The organism is Streptomyces sp. NPDC048600, assembly GCF_055587025.1.
On the sequence record NZ_JBVJGZ010000005.1, the window covers coordinates 380893 to 399394 of the forward strand.

At 73.5% G+C, this 18502-nt stretch carries 19 protein-coding genes; 13 read left to right on the forward strand and 6 right to left on the reverse strand.

The window, feature by feature from the left end; genetic code table 11:
- The first annotated feature begins 55 nt into the window (after nt 1-55).
- From ACZ6SQ_RS09770 to ACZ6SQ_RS09785, 4 genes are all read left to right on the forward strand, one after another.
- Nucleotides 56-1564, forward strand: coding sequence for a flavin-containing monooxygenase (locus ACZ6SQ_RS09770; protein WP_469558656.1), 1509 nt, complete (start codon nt 56-58; stop codon nt 1562-1564).
- 175 nt (nt 1565-1739) lie between these two features.
- The gene (locus ACZ6SQ_RS09775) at nt 1740-2468 is read left to right on the forward strand and encodes an RNA polymerase sigma factor (protein WP_469558659.1); all 729 of its coding nucleotides are present in this window, start codon (nt 1740-1742) and stop codon (nt 2466-2468) included.
- 82 nt (nt 2469-2550) lie between these two features.
- Complete coding sequence (locus tag ACZ6SQ_RS09780; protein WP_469558662.1) at nt 2551-3231, forward strand: class I SAM-dependent DNA methyltransferase; 681 nt, start codon at nt 2551-2553, stop codon at nt 3229-3231.
- Nucleotides 3232-3357: 126 nt separating this feature from the next.
- Nucleotides 3358-5085, forward strand: coding sequence for an ATP-binding SpoIIE family protein phosphatase (locus ACZ6SQ_RS09785; RefSeq protein ID WP_469558664.1), 1728 nt, complete (start codon nt 3358-3360; stop codon nt 5083-5085).
- A gap of 101 nt (nt 5086-5186) precedes the next feature.
- Here ACZ6SQ_RS09785 and ACZ6SQ_RS09790 read toward each other — a convergent pair whose 3' ends face one another.
- Complete coding sequence (locus ACZ6SQ_RS09790; protein WP_469558666.1) at nt 5187-6110, reverse strand: LysR substrate-binding domain-containing protein; 924 nt, start codon at nt 6108-6110, stop codon at nt 5187-5189.
- A 111-nt stretch (nt 6111-6221) separates the two neighbouring features.
- On the opposite strand from ACZ6SQ_RS09790, the gene ACZ6SQ_RS09795 reads away from it, so the two are divergent.
- From ACZ6SQ_RS09795 to ACZ6SQ_RS09810, 4 genes are all read left to right on the forward strand, one after another.
- Nucleotides 6222-6467 carry a LysE family transporter gene (locus ACZ6SQ_RS09795; RefSeq protein WP_469558753.1) on the forward strand — a complete coding sequence of 82 codons (246 nt, stop codon included), beginning with the start codon at nt 6222-6224 and terminating at the stop codon, nt 6465-6467.
- Between the two features lie 119 nt (nt 6468-6586).
- A complete protein-coding gene (locus tag ACZ6SQ_RS09800; protein WP_469558668.1) occupies nt 6587-8143 on the forward strand; it encodes an SMI1/KNR4 family protein in 1557 nt (518 codons plus the stop codon).
- A gap of 77 nt (nt 8144-8220) precedes the next feature.
- On the forward strand, nt 8221-8643 hold the full coding sequence (locus ACZ6SQ_RS09805; protein ID WP_469558669.1) for a DUF6153 family protein: 423 nt from the start codon (nt 8221-8223) through the stop codon (nt 8641-8643).
- 89 nt (nt 8644-8732) lie between these two features.
- Nucleotides 8733-9401: a DUF305 domain-containing protein gene (locus ACZ6SQ_RS09810; protein ID WP_469558671.1), complete on the forward strand. Its 669-nt coding sequence runs from the start codon at nt 8733-8735 to the stop codon at nt 9399-9401.
- An 80-nt stretch (nt 9402-9481) separates the two neighbouring features.
- On the opposite strand, the gene ACZ6SQ_RS09815 is transcribed toward ACZ6SQ_RS09810, so the two are convergent.
- Nucleotides 9482-10075 (reverse strand): histidine phosphatase family protein, encoded by a 594-nt coding sequence (locus tag ACZ6SQ_RS09815; protein WP_469558672.1) that lies wholly within the window; start codon nt 10073-10075, stop codon nt 9482-9484.
- A 372-nt stretch (nt 10076-10447) separates the two neighbouring features.
- Between ACZ6SQ_RS09815 and ACZ6SQ_RS09820 the strand changes: the two genes are divergently transcribed.
- The 3 genes from ACZ6SQ_RS09820 (at nt 10448) to ACZ6SQ_RS09830 (ending at nt 12296) form a co-directional block, all read left to right on the forward strand.
- Nucleotides 10448-10669 carry a CbtB domain-containing protein gene (locus ACZ6SQ_RS09820; protein WP_386383920.1) on the forward strand — a complete coding sequence of 74 codons (222 nt, stop codon included), beginning with the start codon at nt 10448-10450 and terminating at the stop codon, nt 10667-10669.
- A gap of 16 nt (nt 10670-10685) precedes the next feature.
- The gene (locus tag ACZ6SQ_RS09825) at nt 10686-11453 is read left to right on the forward strand and encodes a CbtA family protein (protein WP_469558675.1); all 768 of its coding nucleotides are present in this window, start codon (nt 10686-10688) and stop codon (nt 11451-11453) included.
- A gap of 171 nt (nt 11454-11624) precedes the next feature.
- Complete coding sequence (locus tag ACZ6SQ_RS09830) at nt 11625-12296, forward strand: DUF2278 family protein (RefSeq protein WP_469558677.1); 672 nt, start codon at nt 11625-11627, stop codon at nt 12294-12296.
- A 33-nt stretch (nt 12297-12329) separates the two neighbouring features.
- Here the strand turns inward: ACZ6SQ_RS09830 and ACZ6SQ_RS09835 are convergent, their stop codons facing one another.
- On the reverse strand, nt 12330-12779 hold the full coding sequence (locus ACZ6SQ_RS09835) for a DUF6174 domain-containing protein (protein ID WP_469558679.1): 450 nt from the start codon (nt 12777-12779) through the stop codon (nt 12330-12332).
- Between the two features lie 66 nt (nt 12780-12845).
- Entirely contained in the window at nt 12846-14996 is a 2151-nt protein-coding gene (gene helR / locus ACZ6SQ_RS09840; protein ID WP_469558682.1) for an RNA polymerase recycling motor ATPase HelR, read from the reverse strand.
- A 265-nt stretch (nt 14997-15261) separates the two neighbouring features.
- On the opposite strand from helR, the gene ACZ6SQ_RS09845 reads away from it, so the two are divergent.
- Nucleotides 15262-16191, forward strand: coding sequence for a helix-turn-helix transcriptional regulator (locus tag ACZ6SQ_RS09845; protein WP_469558684.1), 930 nt, complete (start codon nt 15262-15264; stop codon nt 16189-16191).
- A 37-nt stretch (nt 16192-16228) separates the two neighbouring features.
- Nucleotides 16229-17050 carry a dioxygenase family protein gene (locus ACZ6SQ_RS09850; RefSeq protein ID WP_469558687.1) on the forward strand — a complete coding sequence of 274 codons (822 nt, stop codon included), beginning with the start codon at nt 16229-16231 and terminating at the stop codon, nt 17048-17050.
- Nucleotides 17051-17101: 51 nt separating this feature from the next.
- Here the strand turns inward: ACZ6SQ_RS09850 and ACZ6SQ_RS09855 are convergent, their stop codons facing one another.
- Together ACZ6SQ_RS09855 and ACZ6SQ_RS09860 are read right to left on the reverse strand one after the other, a co-directional pair.
- Nucleotides 17102-17713: a hypothetical protein gene (locus ACZ6SQ_RS09855; RefSeq protein ID WP_469558689.1), complete on the reverse strand. Its 612-nt coding sequence runs from the start codon at nt 17711-17713 to the stop codon at nt 17102-17104.
- A gap of 90 nt (nt 17714-17803) precedes the next feature.
- Nucleotides 17804-18421: a TOPRIM nucleotidyl transferase/hydrolase domain-containing protein gene (locus ACZ6SQ_RS09860; RefSeq protein WP_469558692.1), complete on the reverse strand. Its 618-nt coding sequence runs from the start codon at nt 18419-18421 to the stop codon at nt 17804-17806.
- Nucleotides 18422-18502: the final 81 nt, after the last annotated feature.

An 18502-nucleotide genomic window follows, 5' to 3' on the forward strand; every position in this document is an offset into this window, starting at 1 on the left:
GGGGGCGGGGCTTCCACCATGGGGGAACTGATCGCCGCCGACCGGGAGCCGCCCCATGTCCTCCGCCTCCACCGAGCCCGCCGTCGAGCATCTGGACGTCCTGATCGTCGGCGCCGGGATCTCCGGCATCGGAGCCGGCCGCTATCTCCGGACCGAACTGCCGGGCAAGAGCTTCGCGATCCTGGAGGCGCGCGCCGACTGCGGCGGCACCTGGGACCTGTTCCGCTACCCGGGCATCCGCTCCGACTCGGATCTGCACACCTTCGGCTACGAGTTCAAGCCCTGGCGGGACAAGGAGTCGATCGCGGACGCCCCGCGGATCCTGTCCTATCTGCACGAGGCCGTGCGCGAGAACGGACTGGACCCGCACATCCGCTACCGGCACAAGGTGCTCGGCGCCTCGTGGTCGACCGAGCGGGCGCGCTGGACGGTCGAGGTCGAGCGCGCCGGCACCGGCGAGCGCACGACGCTGACCTGCTCCTGGCTGTTCTGCGCGATGGGCTACTACCGCTACGAGGAGGGGTTCACCCCGCACTTCGAGGGCCGGGAGCGCTTCGGCGGCACGATCGTGCATCCGCAGCAGTGGCCCGAGGACCTCGACCACACGGGCAAGCGGGTGCTGGTGATCGGCAGCGGCGCCACGGCGGTCACCCTGGTCCCCGCGATGGCCGGCACCGCGGCACACGTGACCATGCTCCAGCGCACCCCGAGCTACGTCATGCCGGTGCCGCGCAGGGACCTGATTGCAGGCGCCCTGCGCAAGGCCTTCGGCGACGAACGCGGCTACGCCCTGGCCCGCCGCAAGAACATCGCCCAGCAGCGGGCCGTCTGGGCCTTCTGCCGGCGCAACCCGAAGGCCGCCCGCCGGATCATCCGCTGGGTCAACGCCCGCCAGTTGCCGAAGGGTTATCCCGTCGACGAGCACTTCAACCCGCCGTACGACCCGTGGGACCAGCGGCTGTGCGCGGTGCCGGACGGGGACCTGTTCAAGGTGCTCAAGGACGGCAGCGCCTCGATCGTGACCGACCGGATCCGGACCTTCACCGAGAAGGGCGTCCTGCTCGACTCCGGCCGCGAACTGGAGGCGGACGTCGTGGTGACCGCCACCGGGCTCAACGTACAGGCGCTGGGCGGCATCCCGATCACCGTCGACGGACGCCCGGTGCGGGTGTCCGACACGATCGCCTACAAGGGCATGATGGTCTCGGGCGTGCCCAACTTCGCCTACGCGATCGGCTACACCAACTCCTCCTGGACGCTGAAGATCGGCCTGCTCTGCGAGCACTTCTGCCGTCTGCTGGCCCACATGGACGCCCACGGCCTCGACATCTGCCGCCCCGAGCCCGCCGATCCGGAGATGCCGACCCGGCCGTTCCTCGACTTCGGCGCCGGATACGTCCAGCGTGTCGTCGACCAACTGCCCCGCCAGGGCGACCGGATGCCGTGGCTGACCTCCATGAGCTACCGCGACGACATCAAGCTGCTGCGCGCCGACAGCGTCACCGACCCCGAACTGCGCTTCAGCAGGGCCGACGCCGCGCACCCCCTGGAACCGGCCCGCTGAGCGCGCCGGGGGACGTGGGTTCGATCGTTCGCCTGACCGTGTGATCCACTCCGCGCCCGCGCCACCCCGCGTCGGGAACGCGCGTTGGGGTAGCCGTGCGTGCAGCAGCAGGGACGGTTCTGCTCGGGCCGTGGGCTGCCGCCCGACGTTCACGCCGGTCACACAGGGGAGCCTCATGTACGCCAACCCATCCACGGAACGAGGCGGCGGCTCCGGGAGCACGACGCGTCTGACCCTGCTGCGCGCCCTGCACGACACCGCCGGGACGGCGCCCGCGACGGCTCCCGCGCCGCTCACGCCCGAGTCCGCGTTCGACGCGCTCTATGTCTACGCCGCCCCCGGGCTGGTCCATCAGGCGTATCTGCTGACCGGCTGCCGCCGGCTGGCCTTCGAGTCGGTCGAGCACGCCTTCCGGCAGGCCTGGGAGCACTGGCCCGAGGTCGCCAGGGACCCCGACCCCGTCGGCTGGACCCGGGCCCGGACCTACGACTACGCGCTGTCGCCCTGGCACCGCTTCCGCCGGCTCCCCGGCCGCCCCGGCCCGGCACCGGCCGATCCGGTGCTGGGCGCGCTGCTGGAACTGCCCCCGCGACACCGCCGAACCGCCGTGCTCTGCGACGGTATCGGGCTCACCGTCTTCGAGGCAGCGGCCGAGTCCGAGGCCAGCACCGCCGCCGTGCGCGGCAGACTGCGGCACGCCCGTACGGCACTCGCCGCCACCCCGGAGGCGGCCCGCAAGGCGCTGCGGGCGAGGGTCGGGCAGGAGGCGGCGGCCACCCTCGCGCATCCGCGGTCGGTGCGCGCGAGCAGCGAGCGGCGGCTGCGGCTGATGACCCGTTCGGTGGCCGCGGCGCTGGTGCTTCTCGCCGTTCTCGTCGGGGTGTTCGTTCACATCGGCGGTTGACGTTCTTTCTCCCCCGAGACCCCGCCGCGGCGGGGTCCGCTGTGCAAGGATGATCGAAGCCTTAGCCCAAGGGAGACGCAGCGTGAGCGGTGCCGGTGAGGGAGTCGGGTACGACGGCCTGAAGGTCGACCGAACGGGTCAGGCGGAGGCCTTCGACGCCATCGGCGACCGCTACGACGAGGCCTTCCCGCACAAGGAGGGGCAGGTCCAGTCCGCCGAATGGCTGGTCGGACGGCTGCCGTCCGGGGCCAGGGTGCTGGACCTCGGCTGCGGCACCGGCCTGCCGACCGCACGACAGCTCGCCGACGCGGGCTGCGAGGTCGTCGGCGTCGACCTTTCGGACGCCATGGTGGAGCTGGCCCGGCGCAATGTGCCCGGCGCCCTGTTCCACCGCGCGGACATCGCCGACCTGCGCTCCGGCGGCCCGGTCGACCTCGGCAGCTTCGACGGCGTCGCGGCCTTCTTCTCTCTGCTGATGCTGCCGCGCGCAGAGATCCCCCTCGCGCTGGAGACGATCCACGGCCTGCTCCGGCCGGGCGGTCGCCTCGTCGTCTCCATGGTCGAGGCCGACCTGGACGACTTCGCGATCCCCTTCCTCGGCACCACCATCCGCGTCACCGGATATCTGCGCGACACCCTGCGCGAGGTCGTCGAGTCCGCGGGCTTCCGGATCGAGGAGGAGTCCTCGTACACCTACGCGCCGGAGAGCTCCGACGTCCCTCCGGAGGAGCAGATCTTCCTGCGCTGCACGAGACTCGACTGAGAGGGCGGACCGGGGTGCGGGAGAGCACGTACCGATGTCAGCAGATGCGGCCGGGGCCGAAGGGGCACTCGGCCTGATACCGGCGGACGGAAGTCCGTGCACACAGGCAGACACGGCGGTGTTGTGATGATCGGCGCGCGGTACGGCTCCGGCCGCGGCCGGCGGGAGCGGAGCGGGCGTCCCCTGGGCGACGCCGGCACCGGCCGGCTGCGCTACCTCGACACCGCCACCCGGCGGATAGCCCGCGGGCTGAGCGTCGAAGAGACGCTGGCCGAGCTGTGCCGGGCGGCGGTGCCGCTCTTCGCCGACCTGGCCGTCGTCCACCTGTACGACCCGCTGCCGCTCGACGACGGACCGCCCGAGAGCCCGCCCCAGCTCAAGCTGCACACCGTCCACCGGACCCCGGCACCCACCGCCGAGCCCCCCTCCCACGTCCTGTCCGGCCCGCTGGCCAAGCTGCTGCGCGCCGGACGCCCGGTGTTCGCCAACGGTCCCGGCTGCGCCGCCGCGGCCACCGAGCTGCTGGCCTCCGCCGACCTCGCCGAGGAGGCGCCCCCCGGACGGCGGATGATCATCGCCCCCCTGCGCGGCCGCCACCACGTCCTCGGCAGCCTCGCCCTGCTGCGCAACCGGGGCCGCCACGCCTACACCGCCGACGACCTCCTGGTCGCCTCCCAGCTCGCCACGCACGCCGCGCTCGGCGTCGACAAGGCGCTGCTGCACGGCCAGGAGGCGTCCGTCGCCGACACCCTCCAGCGCACCATGCTGCCGCCCTCGCTGCCCGCGCTCGTCGGCGTCCGGCTGGCCAGCCGCTATCTGCCCGCCTCCCGGACCGCGGAGGTGGGCGGCGACTGGTACGACGCGATATCCCTGCCCGGCAACCGGGTCGCCCTCGTCATCGGCGACGTCATGGGCCACTCCCTGACCTCGGCCGCGATCATGGGGCAGCTGCGCACCGTCGTCCAGACCCTGGCCGGGCTCGACCTCCCCCCGCACGAGGTCCTGCACCACCTCGACGAACAGGCCGGCCGCCTGGGCAGCCAGCACCTCGCCACCTGCCTCTACGCCGTCTACGACCCCGTCTCCCGGCGCCTGCTGACGGCCAACGCCGGGCACCCGCCCCCACTGCTGCTGCACCGCGACGGCAGCGCGGAGATCCTCACCCTCCCGTCGGGGGTGCCGATCGGCGTCGGCGGAGGCGACTTCGAGACCACCGAGATGCCCGCTCCCACCGGCTCCACCCTCCTGCTCTACACCGACGGCCTGGTCGAGTCCCGCGGCTCCGACATCCAGTCCGGCATGACCCGGCTGCGCCACCGGCTGCGCGCCCTCGGCACCGACGGGCCACCCTCCCTGGAACCGCTGTGCGAGGCCGCCCTCGGCACCCTGGAGGAGGGCGACCGCGAGGACGACGTCGCCCTGCTCGCCGCGCGCTTCGAGGGACTGCGGCCCGAGACCGCCGCCAACTGGTACCTCACCCCGCATCCGCGCACCGCGAGCCAGGCCCGCCGCCTCGCCCGCAGGACCCTGAACCGGTGGGGCCTGGACCCCCTCACCGACACCACCGAGCTGCTGGTCACCGAGGTCGTCGCGAACGCCATACGCGTGACCACCCGGCCGCTCACCCTGCGGCTGCTGCGCACCGACGTGCTGCGCGTCGAGGTCCGGGACGACTCCCCGCAACTGCCCAGGCTCGGCCACGCCCGGCTCGACGACGAGGGCGGCCGCGGCCTGTTCCTCGTCGACCAGCTCGCCCTGCGCTGGGGTGTCACCCGGGTCAGCGGCGGCAAGATCGTCTGGTTCGAGCAGCGCCTGCCAGGACCCGCACCGGGCAGGCTCCTGCGCCGGGTGTGACCCGAACGGACTCGGCCGGCTTCCGCGCCGGAGGTGACCCGGAGCCGGGAACCCCTCCGCCGGGCCCGACCAGCGCGGCCCTTCGCCACCGGCCACGCGCCTCAGTCCGGCCACTCCTCCACGGAACGCGCCGCCCGCCGCAGCGCGTCCCGGCACGCCACGACCGCCGGATGCCGGCCGCGCCCCTGCCGTACGACCGTGAAGACGCGCCGGACGCGCTGCCCCCGGGGCAGCCGGCGCAGCACGACGGTCGGCGGCTGCCCGGCCCAGACCAGGCCCGGCAGGAACGCCGCCGCGTGGCCCAGCTCGACCAGCCGCACATGCAGCAGCAGATCCGTGGTCTCGAACCGTACGTCCGGCTCGAAGCCCGCGTCGCGGCACACGTTCATGGTCCAGTGACGGGCGGCCGTGCCCTCGGGCTCCATCACCCAGGGGCCGCCCGCCACCGAACGCAGCGCCGCCGACGGGCCGTCGGGGACCTTCCCGTGGCCGTCGCCCGGCAGGGCGAGGTGCAGCGAGTCGTCGAGCAGCTCCGCCTCCTCCAGCCCGGCGGGCCGAGGGCGTGGGCCGCCCGGGTACTCCTCGGCGACGACCAGGTCGAAGTCCCGCGCCAGCAGCGCGGGGAGCGCCCTCTCCGGCTCCTCCTGGGTGACCTGGACCCGCAGCCGGGGGTGTTCGTCGCGCAGCACCCCCAGCGCGGTGGGGACCAGCGCCAGCGCGGCCGTCTGGAACGCGGCGATGCGCACCGTCCCGGTCAGCTCCGTCAGCGACGCCGCGATGTCGGCCTCCGCCCGCTCCAGCCGCTCCAGCACCGCCTCGGTGTGGGCGACCAGGATCTCCGCCTGCTCGGTCAGCCGCACCCGCCGCCCGACCGGCTCCAGCAGCGGCACCCCCACCTCCGCCTCCAGCTGTGCCAACTGCTGGGAGACGGAGGACGGGGCGTAGGAAAGGGCCGAGGCCACGGCGGCCAGGGTGCCGCGGTGCTTCAGCTCGCGCAGCAGACGCAGTCGGTGCAGATCGAACACGGCCGTCCTCGCGGTGGCATGCTGAATCTTCGGTTCCCCCGACGACTATAGGCCGGAAACGTCCGCTGGACCGATGGGAGTCCGCCGTACGAGGCTGAACTCAACCCGAAGATCGCCGTCTTCCACACCGGCCTGCTGCCCACCCTGGCCCAGCCCCGGCTCCCCGCCGCCTGGGCCATGACGCTCCTGGTCCTCCTCCACGTCGTCCTCAGCGTGGCCTGGCTCGGCACCTGCGTACTGCTGCTGGACAGGGCGGGTCCGGTGCTGCACGGGCCGCGCCCCCGCAGGGCTCTCGGGCGGATCACCGGTGCCGTCCTGATCGGCTTCGGCCCGGCGGTGGCGACATCCGCTGTCTGAACCGTCTGAACCGTCTGAACCGCCTGCACCGTCTGAACCGTCCGAAGCCGCCGACGCGTTGTCAGTGCCGCCTGCGATGATGTTGATCAACATCGGCGTCAACAGCACGGGAGCGGCTCATGGTCGAGCAGGCGGTACGGCCCATCGTCGAGGCGATCGTCGCGAAGGCCCCGCAGGGCTGGACCGAGGCGGTCATGCACGCCCGCGCGGGACGCGGCGGCTCCTCGGTGACGGGCGGCTACGCCCCGCGCGGCACCTCGTGGGGCCCCAGCCTGCCCAACCCGCACACGGAACTGATGGCCCTGGCCGAGGTGTTGCGGGAGGAGCGCGGCTGGGAGCCGGTGAGCATGGAGATACGCTGCCGGGCCTCCGGCGAGTTCCGGCTCACCGCCTTCCACGACGCCGTCGCCTGCGTCACCGGAGGGATGAGCGGCTTCCAGGCGGTCCTGGACCCCGACTACCGGCTGCCCCAGCCCGGCCTGTCCCAGGAGGCCGGAACCGCACCGCCCTCGGGCGACCCGGACCTGGCCGTGGCCCGCTTCCACGCCTATCTCGACCGGCGCGCCGAGATCCTCGGCCGCCGTGACGAACTGAACCCGCCCGCCACGGCCGCCGAGCTGGCCGAGGCGGAGCGGCGCCTCGGCCGCCCGCTGCCCGCGGACCTGCGCGCCCTCTACCTGATCGCCGACGGCGAATCCGCCGGGCACGACAGCGGCTATCTGATCGCCGACAACCTCTGGCTCCCGCTGCGCGGCCTGGTCGCCGAGCACGTCGACTGGAGCGCGGGGGAGCGGCCCTGGTACGGCTGGGACCTGGAATGGAAGGCGGTCGTCTTCGACACGGCACCCGCCGACACCGTGCGCCGCTGCGGCGCCCACCCGGGCTGGCTGCGCTTCGCCACCAGCGAGGACGGCAACTACCTGGCCGTGGACACGGCACCCGCTCGCGACGGGCGCCCCGGTCAGATCATCAGAACCGGACGTGACTACGACGAGGGCCCCGCCTACGTCGCCGACTCGATCACCGCACTCCTCGGCCGCTCCCTCGAACTCCTGGAGCAGGGCCGCTACGAACGGGACGGCGACTACCTCACCCTGCTCGAACCCGGCGACGGCTCCGGCACCCGGCAGATCATCGGCGCCGTCCCCGACGAGGTGCCGCCGGCCCTCCAGGCCATCCATGTCAACGACGCCACCGGCACGGTCGACCTCGCGCCCCTGACCGCCGCGCCCCGCCTCCGCCGTCTGCACCTCAACCGCTCGACGACGACCGACCTGACGCCGCTGCGCACCCTGCCGGTGGAGTCCCTGCGCGTCACCCTCGCGGAGGGCGACCTGTCCCCGCTCGCGGATCACCCCCACCTCTCCTCCCTCGAGCTCACCACCACCGCGCCCCTCGCCCTCGCGCCCCTGCGGAGCGTGCCGCAGTTGCGCGGGCTCGACCTCTCGGCGGCCGAGACCACGGACCCGGCCACGCTCGCCGACCTGACCGGCCTGCGCTACCTCGCCCTGACGGCCGACCAGTGGGCGACCGTCCTGGACGAGGCCAAGGCCCCGTCCGCCCTCGCCGCGGCCCGGCTCGCGGACAAGGACGCGAGCTTCGAGGAGGCCCTGGCCTGGGCCGCCCGCCTCGGCCTGGACACGGAAGGGGCCCTTGCCGTCGACGGCAGGCTGTGAGGGGCAGAGGAGACGACGTCGTTCTCGCCCGGGGGTGCCCGGCGGCGGTCCTGGAGGCGGCTTTGTAGCATGACGGCATGTCGGAGACGAGCACGCGACTGCGCCTGGGAGGAGCCTTCGGGTACCTCCTGCTCATCGCCACGCTCGTCCTCGGCGTGTTCGCCATGCACACCCTGGGCCACCCGGAGCACTCGTCCGGCCCCGCTGCGAGCGGCGTCCACCACGCCGCGTCCGCCGCGCACCACGACGGCATGGCGGCGGCGGCCGACGACCCGGCTCCGGGTACGCCGTCGGCGGACGAGCCCGTGACGGTGATGGACGTGCTGCCCGTCTGCGTGGCCGTGCTCACCGGATGGCTGCTCGGGCTGTTCCTGTGCGCGGCGGCCGGCCGCAGGGACGGCCTGGCGGCACTGCTCGCCCGGGCCCCGGCCGTTTGGCGGCGCTCCGCCCCGCCACCCTCCATACCCCTCCTCGCTCAGCTCTCGGTACTGCGGATATAGGCCCGACCGCGGCGCGGGCCCGTCCTGCCCGCGCACCCGGCGCGTTCCGCACCCACCGAACAGACCTGAACGAAAGAGGTACTTCGCACATGACCGTCCACACCCCTGCCCCGAGCCGCCGCCGTGCGGCGATCGTGGCCGCCGTCCTCGCCGGCGGGCTGCTGCTCTCCGCCTGCGGCAACGGCGACACGGAGGGCACTCACCACGGGAGCGACAGCTCCGCCTCCGCCTCCGTCACGCCGACCGCGGCCGGCACCCGGGCGCCCGGCGCCTTCAACGACGCCGACGTCACGTTCGCGCAGGCGATGATCCCGCACCACCAGCAGGCGCTGGAGATGGCCCGGCTCGCGGACGGCCGGGCCTCCGACGCGGAGATCAAGACCCTGGCCACCGCCGTCGAACAGGCCCAGGACCCCGAGATCCGGACCATGCGGGCCTGGCTGAAGGCCTGGGGCAGGCCCGAGTCCGCCGACCAGGGCATGCCCGGGATGCACCACGGCTCCGGCGCCTCGGACCACTCCGGGATGTCCGGCATGATGTCCGCCGATCAGATGCGGAAGCTCCGGGCCGCCCAGGGCACCGCCTTCGACCGGATGTTCGCCGAGTTGATGATCGAGCACCATGAGGGTGCCATCACCATGGCGGAGGACCAGCGCAAGAACGGCCGCAACGCCACGGCGAAGAACCTCGCCGCGGATGTGGTCGAGAGCCAGTCCGCCGAGGTCGAGAAGTTCCGGCTGATCCTCGAGCGCCTCTGATCCGCGTCACCGACTGCCTACCGGCCGCCCGTGCCTCGAGGACACCCCGAGAGGTCCGGGCGGCCGTCCCGCCCCGTGGCTCAGCCGCCGTCCCCGCCTGCGGAGGGCGGAGCGGCGACGGCACCGTCCAGCCGTAGATTCCACCGCCCCGCCCGGCCCGTGAGACGGACGCCGCCGAGCGGCGGCACGTCCACGCGCCAGAACGACTCGGGCGGCGCGGCCAGCGCGTGGACGACCGCGGCCCGCGCCACGGCCTGCTCGACCACCGCCACCACCCGCCCCGCGTCGGACGGCAGCCCGTCGAGCCACGCGGCGACCCTGCCGCACGCCTCGGCCACGGACTCGCCGCCGTGCGGCGCGGCCGAGGGGTCGCCGAGCCAGGCCGCGAACCCGGCGGGATCCGCGGTCGCGACCTCCTCGGGCGTACGGCCGAGCCAGCGGCCCATCTCCATGTCCCGCAGGGCCGGTTCGACGGCCACGGCCTCCCAGCCGAACGCCTCGACGGTACGACGGCACCGCAGCGAGGGCGCGCACAGGCGCAGGCCGGGGGCGGACAGATGCGCGGCCGTCGCACGGGCGTGCCTCAGCGCCCCCTCGTCCGGCGGGGAATCGGCGAAGCGCACTTCCCGCCCGGCGGGCGCCGCGGCACACAGCAGCGTGAGCCGGATCGTCATGCGGGACCTCCTGACCGGATCGGCGGCGGTCCGGGCCCACCCGGACCGGACCGAATCGAGCCCGGCCGAACGGAACCGGGCCCGGACGGACCGAAATCGGGCACGGCCGGGCCGTGCCGGACGGGCGCGGGGCCGACCCATCGTAGGTGGCGCACGCCATGTTGGCTGAAGGGCCCCTTGCCTCTACGATCTGGGCGACAACAGAAGACGACGGCGCTTCGGAAGTCCGGTGCAAACCCGGCACGGTCGCGCCACTGTGTGCCGCAGGCTCCTGCTCCCCACCGGGGGCGGGAGGATGGCGGTGAGTCAGACCCGAAGCCGTCGTCGAGTGCTCCACAGACACGGGACGCGTGTTCCCGAGGAGGTCTCGCCATGGCGCAGTCCACTGCCGCCCCTGCCCCCGCCGCCCTGCCCGCCGCGGCTCCGCTGCCCGTCCGGGCCGTCCTGCCCTGGGCCGTGTTCTTCGGCCTGTTGATGCTCGTCCTGCTCTACTTCGTCGGCGCCGAGCAGGGTGCCTTCGCGGTCTTCTCCGGTGAGGGTGTGCACGAGTGGGTGCACGACGGCCGTCACCTGCTCGGCTTCCCCTGCCACTGACGGGGAGCGCACACCGATGAACTCCGCAATCGTGCGTGCCCTGTTGGTACGCGGCATGCTCGCGGGCCTCTGCGCCGGCGTACTGGCCTTCGCGTTCGCCTATGTGGTGGGCGAGGGTCCGGTCGACGCGGCGATCGCCTTCGAGGAGGCGAACTCCCACCACGCCCACGGCGGGGAGGAGTTGGTCAGCAGGTCGATGCAGTCGACCGCGGGACTGGCGACCGGCGTCCTCGTCTTCGGCGTGGCCGTCGGCGGCATCGCCGCCCTGGCGTTCTGCTTCGCGCTGGGCCGCATAGGCCGTTTCGGTCCCCGGGCCACGGCGGCGCTGACCGCGCTGGCCGCCTTCCTCACCGTCTACCTGGTGCCCACCCTGAAGTTCCCGGCGCAGCCGCCCGCCGTCGGCAACCCCGACACCATCGGGCAGCGGACCTCGCTGTACTTCCTGATGATCGCGCTGAGCGTCCTGCTCGGCGCGGCGGCGGTCCTGCTGGGCCGCCGCCTCGCCCCGGCCTGGGGCAACTGGAACGCCTCGATCGCCGCCGCGGTGGCCTTCGTGGCGGCCGTGACCGTGGCCATGGTGTTCCTGCCGTCCGGCGAGAACGCTCCCAAGGGCTTCCCCGCCACCGATCTGTGGGAGTTCCGCATGGCCTCCCTCGGAGTCCAGGTGATCCTCTGGGCGACGCTCGGCCTGCTCTTCGGTCCCCTCGCCGAACGCGTGCTGGAGCCGAGGCCCGCCACCGCGACAGCCGGTCGCGGAGCGGAGCTGTCCGCCCCGGTCGCCTGACACACCAGGGCGCCGCGCACGGCGCCCACGCCCGGACCGGCCGGGGGCGCGCCCGCCCGGTCCAGGCGTTCCCTGTGCCGGTGTTCCGTTCAGGGACCCATTCGGGTCACCCGGAGGGGACACCCGCAGGGGATCGCGCCCGGCCCGCCGGGCCACGGGTTCACTGGCCGCATGCCCTTCGAAAAGTACGGTGTGCTGTCCGGGACACTCCACCGCCACTACCGCGACCAGGCCGACAACCAGGGCCGTTGGTTCCACGTCAACATCGAGGTGGACGCGCCCGGCGGGCGCTACCACTGCGCCGTGGACGTCGACAGCCACAAGTCCAACGTGGGCGTGCAGTGGAAGACGTTCACCCTGAACGCCGGCGCCCTCGGACCGGTCGCCACCCTCGCGGCCGGGTACCACGACCTCGTGTCCGCGCCCGGCTCCGGAGCGCTGGACTATCTGCGGCACCCCGCGCTCGTGGACCGCTCGGGCGTGCTGTTCCAGCGTCGTCCCCCGTCCTGGCTCCAGGACCTCCTCGACCTGTTCGGCGCCCGGCCCTGGCACGCGGGCTCCAACGTCGACGCCGCCGCGGCACTGGAACCGATGCTGGTGCCCGGCCGGCGGGTGCTGGTGTTCGGGGAGCCGTTCACCGACGATCCGGAGGGCGACCTCGGCATGCACAACGTCCACCAGAACCAGGGCGATCCGGCCGGCTCCCCGTGGTGGGACGAGAACGGCATCTGGCAGGACGGCGCCACCCTCTCCCGCCGCCCCGACGGCCGCTACGACGTCTTCCTGAACAAGTTCTCCAGCCAGGCCGACCACACGGACAACGCGGGCCACCCGGTGATGTGACCGCGGGCGACGACAGCAGCGTGCCGGGCGAACCTACCCGGTCACCGGCTCGTAGCCGCTGATCACGTACTCCGCCTCGTCGTCGAGCGCGTTCGTGTCCCAGTCCAGGGTGATGTGCTCCGGGCGGCCGTCGGGGGCGTACTCGGCCTCCGCGGTGTCGGCGCCCTCGCCGCGCGCCCGGTCCAGCTCCTTCAGGAGGTCGCCGAGAGTGGGCACCTGGCCGGGGGAGTTCGCGACCAGACGCCGGCCGCTGTCGTCGAGGCCGCGTGCGTGCGCGACCTCGTGGTTCTCGACCGTGATCCGGAAGCGTCCGATCAACGCGCGTTCCCCCATACCGGAATTGAGGGTGTACGCGTACGAGGCCGGCTCGGACCAGTGCGGCCGCGACGCGGCCTCCTGTCCGTCGCCGCCGCACGCGGACAGCGACCCGACCAGCAGTGCGGCGGCGAGAACGGCGAGTGCACGGCGGGGTACGGGGGTCATGGCGGAGTCCCTTTCGATCTCGACTGCACCTGTGACGCCGTACCGCCGCCGAACGTTCGGGGTGGCTCAGGAACTCGTGAGGACGACCAGCTGCCGCGTGGCGCGGGTCATCGCCACATAGCGGTCGACGCCTCCCGCGACGCCGTCGCCGAACCGCTCGGGGTCGACCAGGACCACGAGATCGAACTCCAGCCCCTTGGACAGCTCCGGCGTCAGCGAACGGACGCGAGGTGTGTCCCGGAACGTGGGATCGCCGATGACGCACGCGACACCCTCGGCGTTGGACTCGAGCCAGGTGCCGAGGACCGAGTCCAGTTCCGTCACGGAGCCGTGGACGACCGGCAGCCCGCTGCTCCGCACCGAGGTGGGCACGTTCGCGTCCGGGAGCACGGCCCGGATGACCGGCTCGGCCTCCGCCATGACCTCCCGAGGGGTGCGGTAGTTGATGCCGAGCGAGGTGATGTCGACCCGGTCGAGACCGACCCGCTCCAGCCGTTCCCGCCACGACTCGGTGAAGCCGTGCCGGGCCTGGGCCCGGTCCCCGACGATCGTGAAGCTGCGGGACGGGCAGCGCTGGAGCAGCATCTGCCACTCGGCGTCGGTGAGTTCCTGGGCCTCGTCCACGACGACGTGCGCGAACGGCCCGGCGAGCAGGTCGGGCCGCTCGGCGGGCAGCGCGGCCTCGTCGACCAGGCTGTTCTGGAGATCGTCCCCCATCAGCATGGTCACCGCGCCTTCGCCGTCGTCGTCGGCCGCGAGGACGCTCGCGATGACGCCGGCCATGCGCTCACGCTGGGCGGCGAGCGCCGCCTCGCGCCGCCGTCTGCGCCGGGTGGCCGCCGGGTCGCCGAGCCGCTGCCGCGCCACGTCCAGCAGCGGCAGGTCCGACACCGTCCAGGCCTGCGGCTCGGCGCGCTGGAGCCGGCGCACCTCGTCCCGGTCGAGCCAGGGAGCGCACAGCCGCAGATACGCCGGGACCGTCCAGAGGTCCCCGACCAGGTCGGCGGCCTCCAGCAGCGGCCAGGCGCGGTCCAGGGTGTCGACGAGTTCCTGATCGTGCAGCAGCGCCCGGCGGAACAGATCGGCCGGGACCTTTCCGCCGGCCTTGTCCAGCAGGATCGTGACCAGTTCCTCCCAGACCTGGTCACGCCCCTCGTTGTGCGGGGTACCCGGCGCGGGCGCGCGGAACGCCTCGGCCCAGTCCTCGGGATCGAGCCGGATCTCCGCCCAGGGCGTGGAGACCGTCATGCCCTCGGTGGGCGGCTCCTCGTAGAACCGGACGGCCGGCTCGATCGCCCTCACCATGGCGGCGGACGACTTCAGCCGGGCCACCTCCGGGTCGCTCTCGCCGCCCGCCCGGGCCCCCTCCGCCACGAGATCGCGCAGCGTGCAGGTCTGCACGCCCTCCTCGCCGAGGCTGGGCAGCACGTCGGCGACGTACGCCAGGTAGGGCTGGTGCGGGCCGACGAACAGCACGGCGCCCCTGCGGTGGCCGAGGCGGGGGTCGGAGTACAGCAGATAGGCGGAGCGGTGCAGGGCGACGACGGTCTTGCCCGTGCCCGGCCCCCCGTCCACCACCAGAGCGCCCTTCGAACCGGCCCGGATGATCGCGTCCTGGTCGGCCTGGATGGTGCCGAGCACGTCCCGCATCCGGGCGGACCGGTTGCCGCCCAGGCTGGCGATGAACGCCGACTGGTCGTCGAGGGCCGCGTGCCGGTCGAGGCCGTCGGCGGTGAACACCTCGTCCCAGTAGTCCTTGATCAGACCGCCGCTCCAGCGGTACCTGCGGCGGCTCGCCAGACCCATGGGGTTCGCGTGGGTGGCCGCGAAGAAGGGCTCGGCGGCGGGGGAGCGCCAGTCGACCAGCAGCCGGTGTCCGGTGCTGTCGGTGAGGCCGAGCCGTCCGATGTAGAGGGGCTCGGCGTCGTCGGCGCCGACGATCCGCCCGAGGCACAGATCCAGCCCGAAGCGGCGCAGGGCCCTCAGCCGTCCGGCGAGCCGGTGCACCTCGGCGTCCCGGTCCATCGCCGCCCGGCCCACCCCGCCGGGCGCCCTCAGCACGAGGTCGAGCTGGTGCGAGGCGTCGGCGATCGCCTGCTCCAGACTCTCCGCGACGGCCGCGAAGTGCTTCTCGTCCTCGGCGACGAGGGTCGGGTCGGCCTTCGCGGCGAGCCGGCCGGGCAGGTCGAAGGGGCCGGTGGACCCGGCGCCGGACACGATTCCTGACGACAGCGAACGCAACTCGTGGAACTCCTCTTCGCACAGCTTGTGGTCTTCGGCCTGTGATTGTGCGGCAGGACGGGGGCCTTGCGGCAAGTCCCCCCGTGCGCTATACGTTGAGAGTGGCAAGGAGTGGATCACTCCTTGCCGTTTCTTTTTGGGGTCGTTTCCCGCGAGTTCGGGGCCGTTTCCCGCGAGGGCGCGGCGTGGGATCGTGTGAACCTTGCCGATTGGTCTGTACCTGTCGTGGCGAGGAGAGCCGATGCGTGCCACCACCGTCTTACCGGGGACTCCCTGTCCCGAGCCGCCGCCCGGGGACGTGCCCCTGCACCGCCTCGAGGTCGTCCCCGGCGCAGCGCCGTTCGCCGCGGGGTCCTTCGACGAGGTGGGCCCGCTGTCGCGGGCCGAGGACCCGCACCGGCACACCTTCCACGAGATCGTGCACGTCACCGCCGGCTCCGGCACGCACGTGGTCGACCTCGCCCGCTGGCCGGTACGCCCGCCGCACCTCGCCGTGATCAGCCCCGGGCAGGTGCACCACTGGGAGGGCGGCCGCGACCTGGACGGCACGCTCGTGCTGTTCACCGACGACTTCCTGGTGGACCACCCCGAGGACCGCGAGGTGCTGCGGCGGCTGGGCGAGCGCTGCTGGTTCGCGCTGGACCCCGAGGACGACGCGCGCACGGGGAGGCTGATGGCCGAGCTGGTGGGGGAGCACCGGCGGCGCGACCCCGGCTTCGAGAGCGTACTGCGGTCGCTGCTGCACGTCCTCGTCGTCCGCGCCGACCGGCTGCCCGGACGGGTCGGCGAGCGTCCGCCGTCGCCCGGCCGGCCGACCGCCCTGGCCGACGCCTTCACACGGCTGATCGCCGGCCCCCAGGCGGCGGGCTGGACGGTGAGGGAGTGCGCGGGACACCTCGGCGTCACGCCCGGCTACCTCACCCAGGCCGTCCGGGCGGCGACCGGCCGCAGCCCGGGCCGGCTGCTGATCGAGGCCCGCGCGTACCAGGCCCAACAGCTGCTCGCCCACACCGAGTTGTCCGTACGGCAGGTCGCGGCGCGCACCGGATTCGCCGACCCCGCCTACTTCAGCCGCTTCTTCCGCAGGGAGACGGGCACCAGCCCCGGCGCCTTCCGAAAACACCACAGCCGCCGTCATCCGTCCATCGAAGCTCCCAGGCCGCACGCCTAGGTTCGTTGCCGATCCTCCGCCCCCACAAGGAGCAGCAATGGACAGCGAGACGAACCCCGAACGCGCGATCCCCCGAAAGACCGTGCTGCGCGCGGCACTCGCGGCGACCGCCGCCATACCCGCCGCCATGCTCGGCGGCCCGGCGCTGGCGCGCACCTTCGCCGAGACCGGCTCCTCGCCCGAGCTCACCCCGCCCTGCGACGACGGCGACGACCCCACTCCGTCGCAGACCGAGGGCCCCTACTTCAAGCCCCGCTCGCCCCAGCGCACCAGCCTCCTCGAGCCGGGCATGCCCGGCACGCGGCTGACCGTCTCCGGCTATGTCTTCGGCCTCGCCTGCCGTCCGATCGCCGGCGCCCTGGTGGACTTCTGGCAGGCCGACACCAACGGGGCCTACGACAACACCGGGTTCCGGCTGCGCGGCCATCAGTTCACCGACTCGCGGGGCTCCTTCGCCCTGACCACGATCGTGCCCGGCCTCTACCCCGGCCGTACCCGGCACATCCACGTCAAGGTCCAGGCGCCGAACCGGCCCGTGCTGACCACGCAGCTGTACTTCCCGAACGAGCCGCGCAACAACACCGACACGATCTTCGACCCGCGGCTGATCATGGCCGTACGGGACGCGGGCGGCGGCGGCCGGGAAGCCGCCTTCGACTTCGTCCTCCCCGTACCCCAGGACCCCGGCCCCGGACCCAGCCCCACCCCGACGCCGGGCGGTACATGGACCGTCGGTGCCACGTACCGCGGCGGCGACCGCGTCACCTACGGGGGCCGCACGTACCTCTGCCTCCAGACCCACACGGCCCAGCCGGGCTGGGAACCCCCGTACGTGCCTGCCCTGTGGCAGGCCGCCTGACCCCGAGGGGGAGCGGGTCCCGGCCGGGAGCCCGGACGTACGCCCGTCCGTCTACTCGTCGAACCAGACGACCAGACGGACCCGGGCGTCGCCGTGGCTCCCGGCCAGGGTGCGCATGACGTCCCAGACGGGACCCCAGGGGCCGTCGGCGGGGACCATGTCGCGGCGGCGGGCCCGTTCGACGCGGAACACGGTGCCGCCGGTGTCCCACTCGGCACCCTCGTCCCACAGCTCACCGGCCAGGTCCGGGTCGGTGGTCAGGGTGTCGACCCCGCTGGCCCGGCCGAACGCCCGGCTCCAGTCGTGCCGACGGAGCAGCCGCAGCGTTCCGTCGGGCTCGCGGCGGTAGCGCGAGACTCCGGCTCCCCGGGGCAGCGAGGGTTCGTCCCAGTCGACGCCGAGCACCTCGTCCCACCCCAGCCACGTGGCTCCGAACGCGGCGTCACCCCATGACGCGTGCTCCGCCCGGACCACGTCCGACACGTCGTCGGGCAGCCCCCGCTGCCCGACGACCGGTCGCCACCGGCAGCCGAAGTCCCGCACCCCGAACAGGCAGACGAACCCGTCGTAGTCCCGGCCCATCCCGAGGGCGGCCAGCGAACCGCCGGTCCGCCACCCGGCCTTGGCGCGGTACTCGACGAACCCGTGGATGTCGGTTCCCATGGACGGATTGTGCTACGGAATCGGATCGGACCCGGACCCTGAGGGGACCCGGACCCGGACCCGGGATCGGGGCGCGGATGTGCGCTCCGCTCACAGACCCGCGAGCAACCCGTCGAGCGGTTCGGGTACGGCGTCGAGGTCGAGCGCCTCGACCAGGACCGAGCCGTAGCGGATCTTGCGGCCCTTCTTCGTACCGAAGAAGCGGCGCAGCTGCTGGCCGGCGGGGCGGCCCTGCTGGGCGGGCTGGCGCAGGAAGGTCTCCAGGGGGCGGACCTCGCCCTCCGCGCGGACCAGTTCTGTCACCCGGTCCACGCCGAGCGCCCGGATCAGCTCGTCCTCCAGATCCGCCGTGCAGACGTAGAACCGCCGGTCCGCCGCACCCGCCCGGTCCAGGCCGCGGGCGTAGTAGCCGCGCTCCGCCTCGTCGCACAGGCCGGTGAGCGCGAGCCCCAGGCCGGTCGGGCCGAGGAGACCGGCGAAACGGCCGACGTTCATCGCGCCGCCCATCGACAGCACACAGACACCCTCGGCGGCGAGGTCCCGGCCGCGCCGGGCGGCGAGGACGTCGACCGCCGCGGCGTCGCTCGGCCCCTCGAGCAGGACGACCGTGCGGACCTCCAGCTGTCCGGCGAGCTCGCGCGCCCGGTCGCCCGGCCCGCCCGCTGCCCACGCGACGACCGCTTCCCCGAACGACCTCATATCCGCCATGGGACGAGTCTCGGGCCTGCCCACCCGGCCGCGCCAGGGATTTCCGCAGGCCGGAGGCGGCGGACCGGCCCCGACCACGTC

Excerpts from the sequence above, each read along its gene's own strand:
- ACZ6SQ_RS09805 (WP_469558669.1), top strand. The coding sequence starts at position 8,221 with ATGTCGGAGACGAGCACGCGACTGCGCCTGGGAGGAGCCTTCGGGTAC.
- ACZ6SQ_RS09850 (WP_469558687.1), top strand. The coding sequence starts at position 16,229 with ATGGACAGCGAGACGAACCCCGAACGCGCGATCCCCCGAAAGACCGTG.
- ACZ6SQ_RS09860 (WP_469558692.1), bottom strand. The coding sequence starts at position 18,421 with ATGGCGGATATGAGGTCGTTCGGGGAAGCGGTCGTCGCGTGGGCAGCG.
- ACZ6SQ_RS09815 (WP_469558672.1), bottom strand. The coding sequence starts at position 10,075 with ATGACGATCCGGCTCACGCTGCTGTGTGCCGCGGCGCCCGCCGGGCGG.
- ACZ6SQ_RS09770 (WP_469558656.1), top strand. The coding sequence starts at position 56 with ATGTCCTCCGCCTCCACCGAGCCCGCCGTCGAGCATCTGGACGTCCTG.
- ACZ6SQ_RS09835 (WP_469558679.1), bottom strand. The coding sequence starts at position 12,779 with ATGACCCCCGTACCCCGCCGTGCACTCGCCGTTCTCGCCGCCGCACTG.
- ACZ6SQ_RS09775 (WP_469558659.1), top strand. The coding sequence starts at position 1,740 with ATGTACGCCAACCCATCCACGGAACGAGGCGGCGGCTCCGGGAGCACG.
- ACZ6SQ_RS09785 (WP_469558664.1), top strand. The coding sequence starts at position 3,358 with ATGATCGGCGCGCGGTACGGCTCCGGCCGCGGCCGGCGGGAGCGGAGC.
- ACZ6SQ_RS09825 (WP_469558675.1), top strand. The coding sequence starts at position 10,686 with ATGAACTCCGCAATCGTGCGTGCCCTGTTGGTACGCGGCATGCTCGCG.
- ACZ6SQ_RS09800 (WP_469558668.1), top strand. The coding sequence starts at position 6,587 with ATGGTCGAGCAGGCGGTACGGCCCATCGTCGAGGCGATCGTCGCGAAG.
- ACZ6SQ_RS09810 (WP_469558671.1), top strand. The coding sequence starts at position 8,733 with ATGACCGTCCACACCCCTGCCCCGAGCCGCCGCCGTGCGGCGATCGTG.
- ACZ6SQ_RS09830 (WP_469558677.1), top strand. The coding sequence starts at position 11,625 with ATGCCCTTCGAAAAGTACGGTGTGCTGTCCGGGACACTCCACCGCCAC.
- ACZ6SQ_RS09855 (WP_469558689.1), bottom strand. The coding sequence starts at position 17,713 with ATGGGAACCGACATCCACGGGTTCGTCGAGTACCGCGCCAAGGCCGGG.
- ACZ6SQ_RS09845 (WP_469558684.1), top strand. The coding sequence starts at position 15,262 with ATGCGTGCCACCACCGTCTTACCGGGGACTCCCTGTCCCGAGCCGCCG.
- ACZ6SQ_RS09820 (WP_386383920.1), top strand. The coding sequence starts at position 10,448 with ATGGCGCAGTCCACTGCCGCCCCTGCCCCCGCCGCCCTGCCCGCCGCG.